The following is a 20,913-nucleotide window of genomic DNA, read 5'->3' on the forward strand; positions in this document are numbered from 1 at the left end:
CACAGACCCAAGTATGATTTACTTGGGTCTGTTTTCGCTTCAAACATGTCTCCTGAACACTACGGGACATTCTACCTATTCACCGACCATTTCTAAGTTCAGGATTGTATTAGAAAATCCATCTTTCACTACTTTCTTTGTCCGCCTGGCGAAATACTTAACTCAGAATTTTTCCCCGCCTTTACGAGAAAGCTACTAGCATAGGAAGGGAACCTTTGCTGTACTTCACGAGCTAGTACTAATACAGCATCTAAATCAATATTGGTCGTTATGCCCATTTCCTCAAAGCCATGGATCATATCCTCTGTCGCAATATTTCCAGTCGCTAGCGGTACATAAGGACACCCTCCAAGACCTGCAATGGAGCTGTCAAAATCTCGAATACCCGCTTCATAGCCTGCAACCGCATTGGCAAAAGCCATACCCCTTGTATTATGAAGATGTAGGGAAAAGTGAAAGTGAGGGAATTTTTCACGCAATGTTTTTACAATTTCCTTTATTACGTAAGGATTAGCCATACCTGTCGTATCGGCCAAAGAAATATCAGTAATATCTATTTCGTCATATTTCTCACACAGCATAATATGTCGTTCAATTGGTACACGCCCTTCATATGGGCAACCAAATGCAACCGAAATAGAACCTGAGACATTAATACCTGCCGCCCTACAATTTCGTGAAATTTCAGAAAAATCTTTCATTGCATCTAGTGTTCTCGCATTAGCATTGTGTAAGCTGTGAGAATCTGTTGATGATAGCATTAGCTTTACCTTGTGAACGCCTGCTTCAATAGCACGCTCTAACCCTTTCAAGTTTGGAATTAGTGCTCGGAAAATAACTTCTCTGTCACGACGTATCCTTTTTAACACTTCACTTGCATCACTAAGTTGTGGTACGGCTTTAGGATGAACGAAAGAAGTAACTTCAATTTGTTTAAAGCCACAGTCTATTAAACGATTGATGATATTTAGTTTTTCTGTTGTAGGAATGTTCTCTTTAATTATTTGAAATCCATCACGAGGACTGACTTCTGTAATCATTACTGGATCCAGCATATTTCGATCAACTCCTAAATAACTTCTTTATTTTTCAAACTTTCGATTTCCTCATCTGTTAAGCCGATAATTTGTTTTAAAATACATTCATTATGTTCACCTAAATCAGGTCCCACATTTACGATAGCTCCAGGTGTTTCAGAGAATTTTGGCACAACCCCCGGCATTTTGATTTTGCCTAAACGTGGATGATCAACCTCTACAATGTTCTCACGTGCTTGGTACTGCTCATTATTAAAAATATCTTCAATGCTTATGATTGGGCTAATAGGCACACCAAATTCATCGAGCTTCTTTTGTAGCTCATCACGGTGATATGATTTCACCCATTTCGCTACAATTCCATTTGTTAAATTAAAGTTTTCAAGACGAACTTTATTTGTATAGAAGCGCTCGTCCACTAACATATCCTCACGGTCCATGGCAGCTGCAAGGCGTTCAAATGTACGATCTGAGCTTGTTACTAGTACAACCCAGTGTCCATCCTTCGTTTGAAATGTCCCTGCTGGACTCGAGTGCCCACTTAAGCCCGGTGATCGCTCTTTAATAACTCCATTTTGGTCATAGTCAGCTACAAGGAATTCCATCATACGGAACACCGATTCATATAGACCAATATCGACCATTTGGCCTTTTCCGTCCTTTGCATCACGGTAGAATAATGCTGTACTAGTTGCAAACGCAACATACACACCAGTAATGTAGTCTACTAATGAGAAGGATGGACTAATTGGCGGACGATCTGAATAGCCATGTAAATATGTAAAGCCACTAAATGCCGTTGCGGGCGTACCAAAGCCTGCTTTATGTGCATACGGTCCTGTTTGTCCATAGCCACTTACACGCACGAGAATAATTTTTGGATTTGCTTCTTTTAATATCTCGTAGCTAAGTCCCCATTTTTCTAATGTACCTGGTCTAAAATTTTCAATGATAACATCCGACTTAGTAATCAGTTTTTTTAATATCGATTGCCCCTCCTCACCATGTAGATCAAGTGTTAATGATTTCTTATTACGAGCAAGCGCTGGCCAGCGAAGTGGTTCATCCCCTTTAAACGGACCCATACTACGTAGAGAATCCCCTCTATTAGGCATTTCAATTTTAATGACCTCTGCGCCAAAATCTGCTAATAATGTTGCCCCATATGGTGCTGCAATCATTGTCGATAAATCTAAAATTCGTACTCCCTTTAATGGCCCCATCCTCATTGAAATTCCTCCTCCTACTAATTGATAGCATCATTATTAAGGTTATTAATACGTTTCATTGTTAATTGCTCTTCTATGTTCGATAAAGGAAATAATCGCGAAATACCACACAAGACAGAACATTCAGACTATTGCAGGTAAATTTGTGTGTTAAATTCCTAAATGTTAAATGAACTGTTAAGTCACCAAGTGTATTCTGCTAGACTTGCTTTAATAATAGAAACCATTACTGCCATTTTGCGTGGACAGCAGGGTGTCCTTTACTTCATTAGTTGCTTTCATATTCAATTGCAACAAAAGCGACACCCATTAAAAATGCTGCTGTTTGGTTATTGATTTTTTTGTCAGATGCAATAGATGCAAAATCACCTACATTTAATGTTGCAAATTGTTGTACATTTTTCATGCATCCTAATAAAAATGTACCAATTGTATTTAATAAAAATATTTCCGCTATCGTATTATCTTTTAATTGAATTGAACGATTCATTATTTTCTCTGCAATGGAATGCATTATTTTTGCCTAATTTCTATTCAAAATAGCCTACGTATTTAGATATCATCCTTGCACTTTCAATACATTTTATTTTCAAAAAAGCTGCTTTTTCTTCTGATATTCGTTGTAGTGGTCCGGCAATCGTAAGACCTGCAATAATTGTGCCATTGATTCCTAGAATCGGTGCGGCAATCGCATATGTACCAACAATACGTTCTCCTTGTGTAAATGCATAGCCATCTTTACGAATTTGCTGAAGATCATTTAGAACTTTTTTTATATCAATGTCTTCTTCTAGCTGAACTTCCTTTAGAATTCGCATTTGCTCTGATTCTTCTAAAAACGCTAATAACACTTTTCCGGAGGCACCTAAGTGAGCGGGCTTTCGTTCACCAACCCGTACAAAATTTCGAACATCTAATGGCGAATCAATTTTTTCTATACATACACGACTAATTCCATCGAGTATATTTAATTCTACTGTTTCTTGCGTTTCCAACATCACCTTACGCATTTCTGGTAAAGCAATATGACGGTAATCAAGATGATTTTGATAAATACTTCCTAACCTAAAAAATTGATATCCTAGTGAATATAAATGAGTCGCATCATTTTTGATAATATAACCATCCTGCTCAAGTGTATTTAAAATACGGAAAATTGTACTTTTAGGCATTTGTAATTTTTGTTGGATTTCTTTAATCGATAATTCCGGTTTATCTAATGAAAATAAAGATAAAATTTCCATCATTTTTTCAATTGCTTTTATCAATCTATCACCTACTCATATTGGAGTGTTTTATTTTATAACACCTAAATAAGTTGCTTTTAGCATTTCATCATTTAGAAGTTCTTGCGCAGTTCCACTCATTACCACTTCACCGTTTTCAATAACATAGCCACGATTAGCAAGTTGCAATGCCTGATTTACGTTTTGTTCAACTAATAAAATCGTAACACCATTCTTTTTAATTTCTGAAATAATATCAAAAACTTGTTTTGTTAATAAAGGTGATAATCCAATAGAAGGCTCATCTAAAATCAATAACTTAGGTTCAGCCATTAAAGCGCGACCAATTGCTAGCATTTGCTGTTGTCCACCACTCATCGTACCAGCAATTTGAGTTGTTCGTTCTTCTAAAATTGGGAACAACTCATAACAATATTCCAAATTCTTTTTTAAATTGGTACGTGCTTTCCTAGTATAAGCTCCCATTTCTAAATTTTCCAGCACTGTCATATCTGAGAATAGCTTTCGATCTTCTGGAACTTGTACTAAACCAGCTTTGACAATAAATTCAGCAGATTTTTTATTAAGAATTTGATCGTCAAAATGGATGACTCCCGATTTCACTGGAATCAAACCTGAAATAGCACGTAATGTCGTTGTCTTCCCTGCTCCATTTGTTCCTAAAATACTTACAATTTCACCCTGATTGATCTCAAAACTTAAATTACGTAAAATATTCAGATTGCCATATCCCGCGTTTAAATTTTCAACTTTAAGCATCAGTAACAACCTCCCCACCTAAATATGCTTCAACAACACGTGGATCTTTCGTTACTTCTTTTGGTGCACCCTCTGCAATTTTTTCTCCAAGGTGCATAACGACTACTCGATCTGATAATGCCATAACAGCTGACATTAAATGCTCAATAAAGAAAATCGTCACTCCGCTATTACGAATATCTTTGATTAGGTCTATAAACTCATTTACTTCCGTTGGATTTAATCCAGACATCACTTCATCCAGAAACAATATCTTTGGCTTTGTTGCTAATGCGCGTGCTACCTCAACCTTCTTTTGCTCAGCGAACGTTAAATCCTTCATGCGATCATATGCTTTATGTGACATTCCCATATATTCAAGTTGCTGCATCGCAACTTCACTTGCTTCTTTGTATGTACCTACCTTATTAAAGGAACCTACAATTACATTTTCTAGTAAAGTTAAGTTACCGAATGGTTGTACAATTTGAAACGTCCGTGCAATACCACGCTCACACATATACTCCGGTTTTAAACCATGAATAGACTCACCATTTAATAATATTATTCCCTTTGTAGGTGTATGGTAGCCACAAATAGAATGGAAAAGTGTAGTTTTACCAGCGCCATTGGGACCTATTAAACCAAGGATTTCACCTTCATTTAATTGTAAACTAACTTTATTGACGGCTACTAAACCCGAGAACTTCTTCTCAACATTTTCAAGCTTTAGCAATGTCATTCACTTTCCCCTCCTTCTTTAATTTACGTAAACGTATTTTTTCTTGTAACCAACCAACTAAACCTTCTGGTAGATATAAAATAACTAATACTAAAATTAAACCGTATACCATTAAATGAACTCCAGCAAAGCCACCAAAAAAGTGAGATGTTATTTCACCAAGAGGTACGATAATTAATGCACCCATGAATGGTCCTAATATAGTTCCCATCCCGCCTAAAATGGCTGGTAAAATAATAGATATGGATACATCGTTTCCGAATGTTGTTGGTGGGTCTATGTACAATAGATATTGCGCGTAAAATGTACCGCCCACTGATGTAAGTGCACCACTAATTGCTATTGCTACCATTTTATTTTTAAAGGTATTTACCCCCAGCGATTGGGCTGCATCTTCGTTTTCACGAATGGCAATCAAATTGAAGCCTAAACGTGATTTTCCGATGAAATAAGTTAAGAGTGTTACGAAAATCGTTAAAACTAAAATCACATAGAAATACGTCATACGAGATTCAAATTGGAACATAAGCGGGTTACTCCCGATTGGTAATAATATCCCCATAGTTTTATTGAAGAAATCCATATTTTGTACGGTGATTCGTAAAATTTCAGCAAATGCAAGTGTCCCTAACGAGAAGTATGCGCCACGTAGCTTGTACCGAAATGATAGGAAGCCAATTAATAAAGCAATTAATATCGCCACAATTGCACCTATAACCATCCCAATCCAAGGCGAAATATTATACTTTATTAGTAAAATTGCCGATGCGTATGCACCTGTTCCAAAGAATATGGCATGACCGAATGAAAATTGCCCTGCATAGCCACTTAAAATATTCCATGCCTGACTCACTAAAGCATAGTACAAGATCAAAATTCCCAAATGAATGAAGTATTGGTTATCAGTAAAAAGTGGAAAAAGTGCAATAAACATAACGGCAAGCGAGTATAAAATATATGATTTTTTCATCGCACTTTACCTCCAAACAGACCATTCGGCTTCAGTAATAGAATGAGAATAAAGATTAGGTATGTCATTAGATCCTTTAAACTACCCGGTAATAATACGCCACCTAATGCCTCACTAACTCCTATTAAAATGCCACCTATTAAAGCGCCTAAGAAGTTACCTAATCCCCCTAATACCACAACTACGAAAGCTTTTAATATAAAGCTCGCTCCTACTGTCGGTGATGTGTAGAAGAATGGTGTAATTAATGTACCCGCAACCCCCGCTAATGCTGCACCAATACCAAAAGCAATATAATTTATGCGCTTAATATTAACCCCAACAAGCGATGCACCTTGACCATTAATAGACGTTGCACGAATTGCACGTCCTATAAATGTCTTTTTTAAGAAAAGGAAAAGACCAATTGCTAAAAATGCTGCGCAAATAAAGGCAATGAACTTTGTCGTATGAATATTTAAATTAAAAAGAGAAATTGTTGCAGGTAGTCCATCAACAGTTACACTTCGGAAATCAGGCTTAAATATAACTAACGCTAAGTTTTCAATAAATAATGAAATCCCGAGCGTAACTAATAACTGATTGTGGTCTGGAGCATCTGCCATACGTTGAAGTACACCACGTTGTAATCCAGCCCCAATAAAGAATAATGCAATCGCGCTTAGTGGTAATGATAAATATGGATTTAACCCCATTAAATCAAAGCACCAATATGTTACATACATTCCAACCATCATCAGAGCGCCTTGTGCAAAGTTGATGATTTTCATTACGCCAAAAATCAGTGTTAAACCAATTGCTACAAGCCCGTAAATCCCTCCCATTAAAATGCCATCAATCAATGATTGAAAAAACAAGTCTGCACTCATGCTGCATTCCCCCCTTTTGTTCAATTCATCTATAAATAAAAGGGCGAACGCTTTTCTCGAATTGTTGTTTACAAGCGTACGCCATATCGAACACTGGTTACTAATTACTTGGATATACTGGATTAACTTCTAAGTACTCTGCTGGCCCAACTACCTTTGTTGCGCCATCAATAATTTGGTTTAATACTGCTTTTGCATTTATATTTTGACCCTTGTTATCAAACTGAATTGCTTCTTGAGGTAAAATATGATCTTTTAAGTTAGTTTCAGTTAATGCTTTTCGGATTGCTTCTCGATCTGTTGATCCTGCACGTTCAATAGCATCAAGTAATACTGTTGTCGCCATAAAAGAGTACGCTGCGTTTGGTCCCATTTCACGACCATATGCTTCTTTATATTTTGCTTTTACATCCTTTGCTAGATCACTATGTGGATTAATTGTATAATTAACATCCATTATTAAATTGTTAATAGATTGATAGTCAGTGATAAATTTCGCATTACTAAATGCACCGTTAGCTACCCCTATAATTGCACGAGGTGTATAGCTAGAATTTTGAATACCCTCTATCAGCATGACGCCATCACGAAGATATGTTGTTGTCAAAACGATATCTGGCTTACTAGCAGAAATTTTATTGATTGTCGATGATAAATCAGCTGTTGAAGATGCGTGTGGTAAAACCTCTAAAATTTCTAAACCATAGTTTGCAGCGTTGTCCTTGATAACCTTTGCAATACTTGTACCGAATACACTATCTTCATGTACGATGACAGCAGTAGATAGCTTTTCTGTTGCATTTTCATTTAAATCTTTGAAGTACTTTAAAAAATCTTTGGAAAATGAACTAGCTGCCGGTTGTAAACGGAAAGTATACTTGAAGCCACGATCTGTAATTTCATCCGCTGCACCAATATCTACGATAAATGGCAAGCGTGAACGCTCTGCTTCTTGAGTGGCTGGTAACGCTACACCACTTGAGTAAGCACCCACAATGCCTATTACACCAGCACGATCAAGTTTTTGTACTTCCGAAACCCCTTTCTCTGGTGAACCTTCGTGATCTGCCTCTATTAATTCAACTGTTTTATTCCCCAATGATTGAATACCGCCTGCATCGTTTTTTACTTTAATTGCTAATTTCACTGCATCTTTCATTTCTTGCCCCTCCAGTGCTAAGCCACCGCTCAATGGATGAAGTGAACCAATTTTAATCGACTCTCCTTTACTACTATCACCTGATGTTGAAGCGTCACTGTTACAAGCTACTAAAACAATAGTTAAGAAACTTAGCATGAACACAGCTAACCACTTTTTCATATAACACTACTCCTCTCATTTTTAATAGATTTATATTGATCGATGCACAAATTTACCTCTTCCGTTTTCTTTGGTAGTCTTACCATTAACTACAATAATTTCTCCTCTACTTACTGTAAAAGCTGGCCAACCAACTAACTCCCATCCGTCATATAATGAAAAGTCACAATTTTCAGAAATATCTTTCGCCACCAATACTTTTTTCGTATGAAGATCGACAATCGCAAAATCAGCATCCACCCCAATTTCAATACGTCCCTTCGAAGGAAGATTGTATGATTCAGCTATTGATAATGACATAATATCAGCAATACGCTCTAAGGGAATATCTCGTTTAACATAACCCTCTGTTAGCATTAATGGTAATAAACCGCCTGTACTTGGGAAGCCAAATAACGTCTCCCACGTATCACCAGATTCACCTAGTTTTTTTTCTAAACTACTAGGTACATGATCAGTCCCAATAGCATTAATAAGCCCTTTTCGAATACCATCCCATAGTTTTTCACCGTCATGTAGTTTATGAATTGGCGGCCCTACTTTCGCTTTAATGCCTACTTCATGCTCATCGTGAAGTAATAAATAGTGTGGGCAAGTTTCTACCTTGACATTGCCCTTTGTTAGCCACTTTGACTGTTCCAGCACCTCAACACTATCACCTGAAGTTAAGTGCACAATATATAGATTCCCATCATAAACTTTGTTCAAATAAAGTGAACTGAGTAAAGATTCTGCTTCTGCATACCCAGGGCTTGTCTTGCTCCATGTTGATAGCCCTTCATTTTCACCACCCGCTTGAAGTTGTGTTGTTAATTTACGATTTATATCCATGTTTTCGCAATGTATAGCCAATAATAGCTTCGGTGATACTTCATTGAACTTCGCCAAAATACGACCTAAATCATAGGCTGATAAATCTATACCATCTGTAATTTTGAACTTATCGTTTAACTGACGCTCATAATTGCGGAAGAATTTAAAGGATGTAATGCCTTCCCTGTCAACTAGTTCTTCTAATTCATCTAAGTGCTGTTCTTTCAAAATACCTAAACTATATGTGAAATCAATGTACGTCCATTTTTCAACGTCTTTTTTCACGTTTGGAAACCACTCTAAATAACTTACTGGCTGACGGTCAAAGTTAACGACCGTTGTAATACCAGAAATGGCATGTTGCTTCGTATCTAAAAAATCTTCTTCTATTGAATTGTAAATTCCTAAGTGCTGATGGGCATCGATTACACCTGGTAAAATATGAAGTCCAGTTGCATCTATTACCTCTTTTGCTTCTGCAACTTCTTCGGAATCGAGAATGGCAACAATTTTTTCATCTTTCACACAGATATTTGCTTTTTTCACTCCAATACGCGGAAAGACAACCTCACCATTTTTAATAAATAGATCAAACATTTACTTCACCTCTTTCAACTCTTTTGCGACGCTTTTCATATAAGACTCGATATATGTTGATGGCATAACATCACAATATTTCATCCATAAGTCCAGTAAAGCCGCTTTATGTGAAAGTTCAATTCGATCAAATACAGCATCTTCTACAATTGTAACATTGAAGTTATACGTCACTGCATCAACCGCGGTTGCCCGAACACAGCCACTAGTAGAACCACCCACAATAATTAATGTATCAATTTTCAATTTAACTAAGTAGCTAATAATAGGTGTGCCAAAGAAAGCACTTGCATAGCTTTTATCCACCACGATATCACGATCAGTTGGCTTTAAGCACTCAACGATTTCTGATGCAGGATTACCATCTAAATATTTTGTTTGGTCTCTCTTCGCCTTTGTCGAAAATGAATCAAATTGAATAGTTTTCTTCTGTACATTACGTGTATATAACACAGGAATTCCCTGAGAATCTGCTAGCGCTTTTAATTTCTCAATTTTACGAATTCCCTTCCATGCAACGTCGCCGCCTCCACTTGGCCATTTATCTAATTGATCTTCAATCGGTACGTCGGCACCAATGTAATTGTGTTGTGCATCAATGATGATAAGAATAGGCTTTTTTCCTAATCCGCGACTTTGTCCATAGCCCCCTTTTTTAATAACAATCTTATCTATCTCTGTTAATGCAGACTCCCAAATTCTTGTCATAATATTACTCCCCCTTTTTCTTCAGCCAATGACTCCACAATATGTAGTCCAGCAATACGACCAAAACCTAACGCTGCAAGTAAACCATTGCCCGACATATAACCATACGCATGATTGCCAGAAATACCGACAGCGCTGCCTCCTATAGCATAAACATTTGGAATTATATTTGCATTTGTATCCAATACCTGTGCATGTGGATTAATGAGTAACCCTCCTTGTGTATGGAATAATGCTGGAATTACTTCAATCGCATACAATGGATTTTCAAGACTTTTGTCAAAAAATTCGCGCCCAAAAGCATCGGCCTGTCCATTTTGTTGTTGTTGATAATTCTTGAATGTAATAGATAGTCGTTCGACATCTACTTGAATTTTCTGTGCTAAAACCTCAACAGTTTCAGCTGTTTTATACGCTTCCATCTCAGTTATTTGTTTATAATCTTCAATTGATAAAAGGTTCCTATGAATGCGTTCATCATAAATAATGTATCCATATTGTTCTGGTTGCTTTAATACTTCACGCGTAAACTCTGAATAGCCTTGTGTTTCATTAGCAAATCGTTCACCTAAACTATTAATATAGAATCCACCCATCATAATCGTTCCCCAAGTTACAAGAAGACCTGTATTTTCATTGATTCCCGCATGACCTTGATAAGCAGTTAAACTCTTAGTAGCAGCACCTGCGGTAATCCCTGCTTCCATTCCTTCTCCTGTGTTCGCCTCATAGCCAAAATATGCTGCAACAGCAATTTCCGGGATATGCTGCTTCACAAGCTCTTTATTACCACCAAAGCCATTTGTTGCAATGACAACTTTTCTCCCTTTAATGTATCGCGTTCCCTCTGACGCGGAAACTTCGATCCCTATGACATGGCCTGTATCATCTTGAATTAGTTTTTGCAGAGAAGTTTGAAGGAGCAGATAAATATTGTCACGTTCAGAAACTTTTCGCTTTAGCTTCTTCATTAACTCTAATCCTGAACGGCTTGGTGGCGCATGCATGCGCAGTGCACTGTGACCAGGATATTTAAATTCCAAAACGACAGACATTTCGATTTGCAAAGAGTCATTTATCCATTCCACCATCTCCCCTGATACTGTTGCTAAAGCCCTCACCAGTGCTGGATCACTTTCATTATGGTTTTTCATCAAAATATCTGCTGTCATTTTTTCAACAGAATCATCAATACCTAATTGATGTTGAAACTTCGTATTACAAGCTGGAATCATGCTAGCACTCGCCGCGGTATTGCCAAGTAAATGCTCCGTTTTTTCAAATACTGCTACTTCTAACCCTGATTGTGCAACTGTTAGTGCAGTGATCAAACCGCCTCCACCTCCACCAGCGATAATTACATCAACTTCTGCATCCCATTCCATAGAAACTCACTCCCCATCACTCGATCTTTCTCTAAATTAAAAATTTAATGCTTAATTGCTGCATACGTCCTTCATTATAAACTCGTAATGCCACTCAGCTTTCTGAATAACTAACTTATCTAAAAATTCAGTATTTTTAACACCTGCTTGCGCTCTCTATATATTTGTTTGCTATATTAAATCCATCATACATAGTCAACCTTACGTTCCACATTGTGAAACACGTTTACTTTTTTCTTATTTCCACCATAATTCCTCCTCAAACTTTTTTCAAGCTTTTTTTATTTTTTCTACTTTACACTCTATTTCATTCAAAAAATCAGATTTTAGTATTTATCTGAATTTTTCAAAAATTTATTGACAAACATCTATTGTTGCATTTAAATTCTATTTAGGATGAACCAAAACAGGAAACGCGTTTCATATAGTGGAACGATGAATAGGAGGTACTTTTTTTTGAGACAAACAATTATTGAGAAAATTGTATCGCTTCACGCAAATAAAGTAGTCTTTGCTAGCGAACTCACAGTTGTAAATGTGGATTTTTTAATGGCATCAGATACAACTGCACCCTTAGCCATCAATGCATTCAAAAATATGGGGGGAGTTCAAATATTCGATGCTTCTAAAATGGCATTAGTAATTGATCATGCTTCACCTGCACCAAATCAGCGTATTGCTTCACTGCATGACATGATGCGTGAATTCGCCAATGAGCATAATGTTAAACTTTACGATGTAGGAGACGGAATTTGTCATCAATTGATGATTGAAAATGAACATGCCAAGCCTGGTCAATTAATTCTTGGTGCCGATTCTCATACTTGTACATATGGAGCGATCGGAGCATTTTCGACAGGGGTAGGTTCAACGGACTTAGCCGGAGCAATGTTAACAGGTCAAACTTGGATTAAAGTACCGGAAACCATTCTTATTAACATCAATGGGTCGTTACAACCTGGCGTATCAGCAAAGGATATCGTACTGTACGTTGTTGGGATCGTGGGAATACAAGGGGCGACATATGATGCCATTGAGTATGCAGGCTCCACAATGGTCGGCTTATCATTAGATAGCAGAATGACAATTGCGAGTATGTCAATTGAGATGGGAGCTAAGGCCGGTTTTATTCATACAACTGGGTTACAGCTACCCTATGCTTTTGAACATGTTTTGCCTGATGCAAATGCAACATACAAGAGTGTAATTGACATTGATGCAAGTCAAATTACAAGTCAAGTTGCTGTACCACATTCTCCTGATAATGTTAAATCAATCGATGAAATTGAAGAAATCGAAATTAACCAAGCATTTATCGGAAGCTGTACAAATGGCCGTTTAGAAGACTTACAAACGGCTGCTAATATATTAAAAGGCAAGCATATTCATCCAAGCGTACGTCTAATTATTGCCCCAGCCTCACGTAAAGTTTTTTTAGATGCTGTAAAAGATGGCACAGTAGAAATTCTTACAAATGCCGGTGCCACATTCTTGCCATCAGGATGTGGTCCATGTGTAGGCACGCATTTAGGAGTTCCGGGAAATAATGAAGTTATTGTTTCATCAACAAATCGTAATTTTCAAGGGCGGATGGGCAATCGAGAGTCAAATATTTACCTTGGCTCACCAGCATTTGTAGCAACAGCTGCATTGCATGGCAAAATTAGAAACCCACAACTGATATAAGGGGTGATCAATATGAAAATTACAGGAAAATCCCACGTTTATGGCGATAATATTGATACAGACCGTATTATTCCAGGGAAATATACAAAAACATTAAATTTACAATCACTAGCTGATCATGTACTGGAAGATTTAGATCCAGAGTTCAGTAAAAAAGTAGCAGAGGGTGATATTGTTGTTGCAGGAGAAAACTTTGGTTGTGGTTCATCACGCGAGCAAGCACCACTTGCATTAAAAACAGCTGGTGTTTCATTAATCATTGCAAAATCCTTTGCCCGTATTTTCTTTAGAAATGCCATAAACATCGGCTTACCCATCATCGAACTGAAAGATTATCAAATTCAGCCAGGTGACATCGTTGAGGCAGATCTAATTTCAGGCATTGTTACAGTAAATGGACAATCTTATACAGGGACAAAAATGCCCGAAGTAATGGTTGATATTTTGAATAATAATGGCTTAGTAAATTATTTAGCTGAGCATAAAACATATAAGTTATGACGGAGCATTTACTTGTTCTTGAAGCATTGACAAAACTCGCTGCGGACAATGTTGCAGATGGTGAAATGTCATATCATAAAACATGATGTACAGATTGCATTGTTAAAAGGCTATTCCAACTGAATATTTAACTGATTCCAACATAAATACAAAGCCCCTCTTTTGAACAAAGCTAGATTAAAGAGAGGCTTTTTAAAATCTTATTTTACCCATACTATTTTTCTATTCTTTATAACCGCTTCAAAACACATTCGTATAATATTTGTAGTCCAATTTCCAACTCTTCATATGTTCCATATGCATATGATAATCGAATATGCTGTGTATCTTGAGGATCGTAAATATAGCCGGGATTAATGAGAACTTGTCGATGCAATAGCTTGGTAAATAAGTCTTTATCAACGATTGGCTCATGAAACCTAAGCCAAATATAGAAGCCACCTTTCGGCTTATCCCAACTAGCAATTTCCGTAAATCTCTCTTGTAATATACCCTCAACAAAGTTGGCTCTCAGTAATAATTCTTTCCGCAAACTTTGAATATGCTTCTCATACTTACCAGATTGCAACCAATGCAGCACAATTTCCTGTGAGATGGCGCTTGATCCGTAATCTGTCTGCATTTTTATATCTGCTAACCGCTCAATCACTGTAGTTGGACCGATTAACCAGCCAATACGGAGTCCGGGGCTTAATGTTTTCGAAACACTCCCAATATAAAGGACTTGCCCGCTATCATCCATTGATTTAATTGGAGACGTTGCCGCTTCAAATAGCAATTCATGATAGACGCCATCCTCAATGATAGGAATACGAGATGCTTTACACGCTTCATAAAGTTCCCTTTTTTCAAGCGACGTCCATACCCCACCAGTTGGATTGTTTAACGTAGGTACAGCATAAAATACAGCCTGCCTTTTTCTTTTTTTTTGAGCTAAGGTTTGTGCAAGCTGTTCATCACGTTCGATAGACAGCATTTGCTTACCTACAGATTGGAAAGGATGGACTGAATTTAAATAAGACGTCTGTTCCTGGAATACGATAGAACCCTGCTCAAGCAGCCCAACAGCAACCAATTGCAATGCTTGAAGTGCACCAGAGACAATACAAACATTTTTGGGCTTTGCATAGATCCCCCTTTTTTTCACGTATTCGCAAATCGCTTCTCGAAGTTTATCGCTACCTTGTGGTGATGAATAGCCTAAAGCTTTCGGCTGCAAAGAGAGCTCTTTCAAAGACGCTTCAATTTCAGTAGTGGGCAATAAACTAGGTGCAAGCTCTCCAGTTCCCAATCGAATGATATCATCGCGCTGCTCGTATTCATTGATTAATTGAATGGTATGATAATTGGGCTTATGGAGACTTGTGTCTATGTACTTTTGCCAATTTGGTTGTGTTTGTGTAATTAATGAATCCCATGAATTTTGTGCTACATAAATACCTGAGCCTACCTTCGATTCCAATATTCCTGCTGCTTTTAACTCCTCTAACGCCTGCTGAACAGTACTGCGATTGACCCCGAACTGCATAGCTAGCTGTCTTTGTGTCGGTAGCTTTGTTCCTGCCACCCAATCTCCACGTTCTATATGCTCAGTAATCCACTGAATAATTTGCTGCTGTAATGTCATTTCTCCCTGTCTACTTGGTTGCCAGCTCATTCGTATCACCTCAAACATACATATCAATTATACCTCGGCATAATTGCTTTCGGAATCGGCTTTATACTTAGGCCTGCACGATGCAGGTCAGTTAGCCTAAGAACTCCTTTCCGATTTCGTAACATCCGCCGGAGGCTTTAACTTCTTTCAGCGGGTGTCCAAACAGCCGCTAAAAGAAGTTAAAATTGGATGGCTTAAAAACCACCCAATTGGTCGTTTTCTTTTAGTTATATCATATCTAAAATGTTTAGTGAAAGGAGGAATTTCATTGGAAGCATTTCTACATGGAATGATTTTAGCATTTGGACTTATTTTGCCCCTTGGCGTACAAAATGTCTTTGTCTTTTCCCAAGGTGCGACTCAGCCACATCTAGTTCGGGCCTTACCCGCCAGCATCACTGCCTCAATTTGTGATACGCTTCTAATACTACTTGCGGTATTCGGTTTATCTATAATTGTGTTGCAATTTGAGTGGTTACGTATCGCCTTGATGAGTGTTGGGATACTTTTCTTACTTTATATGGGCTATACAATTTGGCGCTCAAATCCTGCATCTACCGATAATAACGAGGCACTTCCTGTAAAAAAACAAATTTTATTCGCGGTCTCTGTCTCTCTCTTAAATCCACATGCCATTTTAGATACAATAGGTGTTATCGGGACGAGTGCTTTAAAATATAGTGGGACGGAGCAAATGTTGTTCACTGCAGCATGTGTTTTGATTTCTTGGTTATGGTTTTTCGGTCTTATCATTGCTGGAGCATCCTTGAAAAGACTTGATAGCTCTGGGAAGCTTATGAATATTTTTAATAAATGCTCAGCGATTTTTATTTGGGCAACCGCTCTCTATCTTGTTAGTGGTTTACTGTAACGTATTCACTAAAAACGCTCAGGATACTAGTTTTTATTAAAAATCAAGAGTTAAAGTAATACACTTAATAGAATAGTATCCTATATAGATTGTGCAACATTAAAATACACTTTTTTTAAGCTGAACTAATTTTGATATTAGATCAGCTTTTATTTATGTTTAAAGACCTGCTCTATTTGTAAAAAAGCGTCTCTACTTATTGTAGAAACGCCCCCCGTTAGTTGAAGAAGAAATAGTCATTCTCCCCTTTGATGAAAAGCCTCTTATGTTTAAAATTGGTTATAATTTTATTCCATTCTTTCTAGATAACCATTCTTCAAATTGGCTTAAGGATTCAATATTATCGTTTATAACTGATTGATAAATATCTATACTAAAAAATGCCTTGCGATATTTAGGATGACTATGCAATTGTTTTTTTAATTCCAATATTGATTTTCTTTTAATGTCATCAAGTTGAATTTTTATTTCTTCTACATCATTTTGTTTTTTCTTAACTTCTTCTGAACCAATAGCCCAAATATCAATTTTCCATTGGTGTCCAAATAAGTTTGTATGTACTCCCCAATATAGCCCATTTGGTAAATGTGGTGTTTTCCCAATTAACTCATTTCTAAAACTCATTTTTGTTGGTTTTAATTTAATTGAAATTTCTTTCCCTAACTCAAAAAAATTGTCATTATTACTTGTGTCTGTTTCAAGGTAAATATCTAAATCTCTCCACGTCATCAACTTTAACGAATAACTACCACTTACTTTAGGATTACCGTACTTTTTTAAGGCATCGTACAATCCTAATTTGTATAGAATTTCGTTTGCCTCGTCTAATATATCTGAGTTCAATTTTTCTAAATCTATACTCAAGCTAACACCTCCAATGAATTTCTAGTATTTGTAACGGGTTTGAAATTTTTCGTATGTCAGTTATTTGAATAAGTAAGGATTTTAATCATTTAATTAGCACCCAGAATTGCACATATCTATGTATTCTAGTAGTTGAGATAATAATCCTTCTTCAAGTAAAGCCCCCGTTAGCCATCCATGTAGCGCAAAAACCAGCACTACACCACAGAAAATGAAAGATGATTAAGTTCTTTCATGGGAGTTTAATAAGAAAAGCAAATCTAATAAAGAATAGTACATACTTATGATACGGTTCACCTTAATGTAGTTAGTTTCCATTTTCTATATAAATATCCTTACCAGCTATTCATAGCTATTTTCACCCAGACAACGTATAATAAGAGAAGCAGAAGAAGAATTCATTTTTCCTCTAGTTAAAAAAAGAGGTGCAATTACTTGAAACAGTTTGAAAAAGCATTACCTGAGCAGTATGAAACATTAAAAAAACAGGCCAATTATACGTCTAGCTGGCGAGAGCGTTTAGACGCAGTCGAAATGTTATCGGCTTATCAACATGACAAAATCATAGATTTATTAAAAAATCGTATGCAGCATGATACTGTCAACAAGGTGCAATTAGCAGCCTATGAAGCACTCGCGGCGTTTGGTGAGGACGTAGAGAAGCCATCACCTGCACGTTTTGATATTATCAAAGGCACAGACAAAATTTTCCTGCGGGTGAAAAAGAGCTTGCCGAAGGACCATACAGTGGTAGACTTTGCGGATAAACTAAAACGTATGCGTTTAGATGTCTTTGATGCGTATGAAGGCGACAAAGGTGTAGAATTTATGAACTGGTTAGAGGAACGTTGGGCAAAACTATAATCAGTAGTTTTGCGATTTATGAAGGAAAGTCATTCTCTCCGCTTGTGGAGGGAATGGCTTTTTCTTATCTTACGCTGCGGTTCATCGAAAACTAATATTAAATTGTATTACTTCTTTTCTTTGATCATCCGTCTTTATTGTTTAATGATAAAACAAACACCTTATTAAACTAACCTGCTTCGTTAGTTTAAGAGCATTTATTCACAAACTTATACTCCTTGTTTCATTTTGGAGAGTGTTAGAGAAATACAAAGTTCTAAAAACTAACTGTATTTTTTAGTTTAAGAACCTTTTTATACTTTATATAGCAAGCTATTCTCCAAGGAATTAAATAACAAGTAGCAGCATAATTAAACCATCATTTCGTATTTCATAATCTGACCATAAAATAAGAGGAATAGAAAAACCCACTCCTAAAAAAATTGCTATAGATAATTGAAGGTATGTGACGTGCACAGAAGCGTTTAGAAAAAATGAAAATCCTGGTGTTAAAAATAGAAGGGGAAGAATTATTCGCCCTCCTCTGCCTTTGGTTGGTTTGTACATAGAACGGATTCTGCGAACTAAAATGAACAATCCAAAAATAATGATAAATGCTTATTTGAACAAGCAATACATAGCGTATGCGTTGGAACTCAATATGTTAAAAAATATGCAAGTGAAGTGATTTCTAAAGAGGATGTAGCAAATAGAATTAGAAATTTTTTGAGGCAGGATGAACAACAATCAGGCGCTATTATGGGTTAATAAAAAATCCCAATTTCTCAATTTGAATACTAGGAAATCGGGATTTTATTTGATGTAACAGTTCGATCTGCTTTTAAATCGCTTTGTTGTGTGTAATATTCAATCAATTTTAATCATCGTTTATAAATTTGAGCGCTTAGCTGGCCATGAACCTTGTAGTTTACGAAGTTGTACAATTTGTCCTGTATGATAAGCGTCATGCAAAAGGATATTTAGATATTGTTGCCAAACTGGAAGAGAAGGACTAGGTTGATCCAATACTGCTTCTTGAAAGGATGCTAATGAAGATTTTAAGGCATCATGTACGTGAAGCGTTCGCTTCACTGTTTCTTGCCAAGCATCTTCATCATTAGCTTCACCTTGGATAAACGTTTCATCATTTTTTTGTGGAGCAACAAATGTGTCATCTTTATATAAGCGAGAAAGTAAGCGCTCTTTAAAGGTTAGTAAATGGTTTGCATTTTCCCAAATCGTATTAGAGGCCTTTCCTTCTGGTTGCCAACATGCTTGTGCAGCAGTGAGATTCTTTAATGCTTCTGATAACGGTGGGTACCATTCTTCTTCGTAAAAAACTTGATTGACTCCATTTTGCAAGAGTCCTTTTTTACTCATTTGGATCGCCTCCTTTTTTGTAACTCTCTAAACATTACTTACTATTAATTTATCAAATTTTTCGAAAATAGTACATAGGAGTGAAAATATACATGGTCTTTATATTTGTGTAGCCTGAACTTTAATTAACGATCTTCCACAATCGGGCGTATTTCTTTAATAAAGAGATGCGTATTTTTAATTAAAGTGCCATATTCTTGAATAATCGATTAGACTGTATAGCAACTTGCGCCGTTAGTAAAACGTATCGATCAAGAACCCCCTTGTTACCAAGCAATGGTTATTAAGTCAGGTTCAACGAATTCTATTACAAATTTAGGTGATGGGCAAAATACATACTGTTGATAGGCATCTTCTGCTGCTAAATGAATAATATTTTCAATAATCCCAGAAGTCTAGACTTACCCATTCAATTATGGGGATGCTCGCTATAAATTCAGTTTTCATTTTTTCCTTTTCTTCAACATCTAACATCCTAATACTTTCTTTAGTTGAGAACGGCACCAACATCCAATCTAATTGCATCTGTAATTCATTATTTCTTTCTCTTTTTACTTTTGCAAGAGAAACTCTAATCTTATTTTCCGATCATTCGTGTCCATTGTCCACCTTCTCTTCTTACTTTTTCCTGCAATGATAACTGACTTTTTCTGTTTTACATCCGTTTAAAGAAAAAAGAGCTGCCTTCGCAACTCAATGATCTTTAATTAATGCAATAAGAAACTAGAATTTAATCTAATTTTTTTACAAATAAAACTCTGTCTTGATTTGGTCCGTCATATTCTGTATTTATTGACAGATCATCAACACTTCTATCTCCATCTTCAATTTCAAAACCCATCTTGGTATGATAGGCAATCGAAACTTTGTTGACAGGTGACGTTACACATCGAACAATACTTCGATTATTTTGCTTTACCACATTAAAAAATTCATTGTATAAATGGTTTCCAATATTATGCTTTCTGTATTCAGGATGAACTCCAACGAAATGAATATACGCCTCATTTGCATGAGTTTGAGAAAGGAATCCTATTAGAAAACCAACAAGTTTACCATCCTTTTCTGCAATGAAACTTGTTTGTGTAAAATGGTCGAAGAATAACTTTGGTAACATATCAGACATATTCCTGCCACCCCACCACTCATTGATTAGAGGTGAAATTACATAGTAGTCTGAACCTTTAACTGAACGAATTTCCATCTTAATCCCCCTTTTTATGTAAAAATCTATTTAAACTAATATTAACATTAAAGCAAACTATATATTATTCTTTATGCAACTAACCTACTTAGCACAAGAATCTATTGCTCTAATTGAACAATTTCGCCCCGTTAGTGCACCCCGTTAACAAAATATTGGATGTATTATAGATAAGTGGACATACCTCGGTTAAATCAATAGAATTGAACATAAGAGAGGACGTGTCCGACCATGAGTCAAAAAAAGTACAA

At 36.6% G+C, this 20,913-nt stretch carries 20 protein-coding genes and 1 pseudogene; 4 read left to right on the top strand and 17 right to left on the bottom strand.

The window, feature by feature from the left end:
* Positions 1 to 128: 128 nt before the first annotated feature.
* The 12 genes from ABH966_RS05835 to ABH966_RS05890 form a co-directional block, all read right to left on the bottom strand.
* Positions 129 to 1,055 carry a hydroxymethylglutaryl-CoA lyase gene (locus ABH966_RS05835; protein WP_370076622.1) on the bottom strand — a complete coding sequence of 309 codons (927 nt, stop codon included), beginning with the start codon at positions 1,053 to 1,055 and terminating at the stop codon, positions 129 to 131.
* 14 nt (positions 1,056 to 1,069) lie between these two features.
* Positions 1,070 to 2,266: a CaiB/BaiF CoA transferase family protein gene (locus tag ABH966_RS05840; protein WP_370076624.1), complete on the bottom strand. Its 1,197-nt coding sequence runs from the start codon at positions 2,264 to 2,266 to the stop codon at positions 1,070 to 1,072.
* Positions 2,267 to 2,534: 268 nt separating this feature from the next.
* Positions 2,535 to 2,756: a hypothetical protein gene (locus tag ABH966_RS05845; protein WP_370076625.1), complete on the bottom strand. Its 222-nt coding sequence runs from the start codon at positions 2,754 to 2,756 to the stop codon at positions 2,535 to 2,537.
* A 40-nt stretch (positions 2,757 to 2,796) separates the two neighbouring features.
* Positions 2,797 to 3,534, bottom strand: coding sequence for an IclR family transcriptional regulator (locus ABH966_RS05850; RefSeq protein ID WP_370076627.1), 738 nt, complete (start codon positions 3,532 to 3,534; stop codon positions 2,797 to 2,799).
* A gap of 27 nt (positions 3,535 to 3,561) precedes the next feature.
* Entirely contained in the window at positions 3,562 to 4,272 is a 711-nt protein-coding gene (locus tag ABH966_RS05855) for an ABC transporter ATP-binding protein (RefSeq protein WP_370076629.1), read from the bottom strand.
* Positions 4,265 to 4,993 carry an ABC transporter ATP-binding protein gene (locus ABH966_RS05860; protein ID WP_370076631.1) on the bottom strand — a complete coding sequence of 243 codons (729 nt, stop codon included), beginning with the start codon at positions 4,991 to 4,993 and terminating at the stop codon, positions 4,265 to 4,267. The genes ABH966_RS05855 and ABH966_RS05860 overlap by 8 nt, the downstream gene beginning before the upstream one ends.
* The gene (locus tag ABH966_RS05865) at positions 4,974 to 5,963 is read right to left on the bottom strand and encodes a branched-chain amino acid ABC transporter permease (RefSeq protein WP_370076633.1); all 990 of its coding nucleotides are present in this window, start codon (positions 5,961 to 5,963) and stop codon (positions 4,974 to 4,976) included. The genes ABH966_RS05860 and ABH966_RS05865 overlap by 20 nt, the downstream gene beginning before the upstream one ends.
* On the bottom strand, positions 5,960 to 6,832 hold the full coding sequence (locus tag ABH966_RS05870) for a branched-chain amino acid ABC transporter permease (RefSeq protein WP_370076635.1): 873 nt from the start codon (positions 6,830 to 6,832) through the stop codon (positions 5,960 to 5,962). Before ABH966_RS05870 ends, ABH966_RS05865 begins: the two co-directional genes overlap by 4 nt.
* A 100-nt stretch (positions 6,833 to 6,932) precedes the next feature.
* Positions 6,933 to 8,153 carry an ABC transporter substrate-binding protein gene (locus ABH966_RS05875; protein ID WP_370076637.1) on the bottom strand — a complete coding sequence of 407 codons (1,221 nt, stop codon included), beginning with the start codon at positions 8,151 to 8,153 and terminating at the stop codon, positions 6,933 to 6,935.
* A 30-nt stretch (positions 8,154 to 8,183) separates the two neighbouring features.
* Positions 8,184 to 9,563, bottom strand: coding sequence for a dihydroorotase (locus ABH966_RS05880; protein WP_370076639.1), 1,380 nt, complete (start codon positions 9,561 to 9,563; stop codon positions 8,184 to 8,186).
* Complete coding sequence (locus ABH966_RS05885) at positions 9,564 to 10,271, bottom strand: isochorismatase family protein (RefSeq protein WP_370076641.1); 708 nt, start codon at positions 10,269 to 10,271, stop codon at positions 9,564 to 9,566.
* Positions 10,268 to 11,656: an FAD-dependent oxidoreductase gene (locus ABH966_RS05890; RefSeq protein ID WP_370076643.1), complete on the bottom strand. Its 1,389-nt coding sequence runs from the start codon at positions 11,654 to 11,656 to the stop codon at positions 10,268 to 10,270. The genes ABH966_RS05885 and ABH966_RS05890 overlap by 4 nt, the downstream gene beginning before the upstream one ends.
* Before the next feature lie 456 nt (positions 11,657 to 12,112).
* Here ABH966_RS05890 and ABH966_RS05895 point away from each other — a divergent pair, with 456 nt between their 5' ends.
* Together ABH966_RS05895 and ABH966_RS05900 are read left to right on the top strand one after the other, a co-directional pair.
* A complete protein-coding gene (locus ABH966_RS05895) occupies positions 12,113 to 13,342 on the top strand; it encodes a 3-isopropylmalate dehydratase large subunit (RefSeq protein WP_370076645.1) in 1,230 nt (409 codons plus the stop codon).
* A gap of 12 nt (positions 13,343 to 13,354) precedes the next feature.
* The gene (locus tag ABH966_RS05900) at positions 13,355 to 13,843 is read left to right on the top strand and encodes a 3-isopropylmalate dehydratase small subunit (RefSeq protein WP_370076647.1); all 489 of its coding nucleotides are present in this window, start codon (positions 13,355 to 13,357) and stop codon (positions 13,841 to 13,843) included.
* A 229-nt stretch (positions 13,844 to 14,072) separates the two neighbouring features.
* On the opposite strand, the gene ABH966_RS05905 is transcribed toward ABH966_RS05900, so the two are convergent.
* The gene (locus ABH966_RS05905; RefSeq protein WP_370076649.1) at positions 14,073 to 15,500 is read right to left on the bottom strand and encodes an aminotransferase-like domain-containing protein; all 1,428 of its coding nucleotides are present in this window, start codon (positions 15,498 to 15,500) and stop codon (positions 14,073 to 14,075) included.
* Positions 15,501 to 15,768: 268 nt separating this feature from the next.
* Between ABH966_RS05905 and ABH966_RS05910 the strand changes: the two genes are divergently transcribed.
* A complete protein-coding gene (locus tag ABH966_RS05910; RefSeq protein WP_370076651.1) occupies positions 15,769 to 16,371 on the top strand; it encodes a LysE/ArgO family amino acid transporter in 603 nt (200 codons plus the stop codon).
* A gap of 279 nt (positions 16,372 to 16,650) precedes the next feature.
* On the opposite strand, the gene ABH966_RS05915 is transcribed toward ABH966_RS05910, so the two are convergent.
* Positions 16,651 to 17,235, bottom strand: coding sequence for a hypothetical protein (locus tag ABH966_RS05915; protein ID WP_370076653.1), 585 nt, complete (start codon positions 17,233 to 17,235; stop codon positions 16,651 to 16,653).
* A 435-nt stretch (positions 17,236 to 17,670) separates the two neighbouring features.
* Here ABH966_RS05915 and ABH966_RS05920 point away from each other — a divergent pair, with 435 nt between their 5' ends.
* Entirely contained in the window at positions 17,671 to 18,099 is a 429-nt protein-coding gene (locus ABH966_RS05920) for a HEAT repeat domain-containing protein (protein WP_370076655.1), read from the top strand.
* 256 nt (positions 18,100 to 18,355) lie between these two features.
* Here the strand turns inward: ABH966_RS05920 and ABH966_RS05925 are convergent.
* The 3 genes and pseudogenes from ABH966_RS05925 to ABH966_RS05935 all read right to left on the bottom strand — a co-directional run bounded on the left by ABH966_RS05925 (position 18,356) and on the right by ABH966_RS05935 (position 20,662).
* A pseudogene (locus ABH966_RS05925) lies at positions 18,356 to 18,645 on the bottom strand (CcdC protein domain-containing protein).
* Between the two features lie 321 nt (positions 18,646 to 18,966).
* Positions 18,967 to 19,458: a DinB family protein gene (locus ABH966_RS05930; RefSeq protein ID WP_370076657.1), complete on the bottom strand. Its 492-nt coding sequence runs from the start codon at positions 19,456 to 19,458 to the stop codon at positions 18,967 to 18,969.
* 730 nt (positions 19,459 to 20,188) lie between these two features.
* On the bottom strand, positions 20,189 to 20,662 hold the full coding sequence (locus ABH966_RS05935; RefSeq protein ID WP_370076659.1) for a GNAT family N-acetyltransferase: 474 nt from the start codon (positions 20,660 to 20,662) through the stop codon (positions 20,189 to 20,191).
* Between the last annotated feature and the right edge of the window lie 251 nt (positions 20,663 to 20,913).

Source organism: Lysinibacillus sp. RC46, from assembly GCF_041262385.1.
In the GTDB taxonomy this organism is placed as follows: Bacteria; Bacillota; Bacilli; order Bacillales_A; family Planococcaceae; genus Lysinibacillus.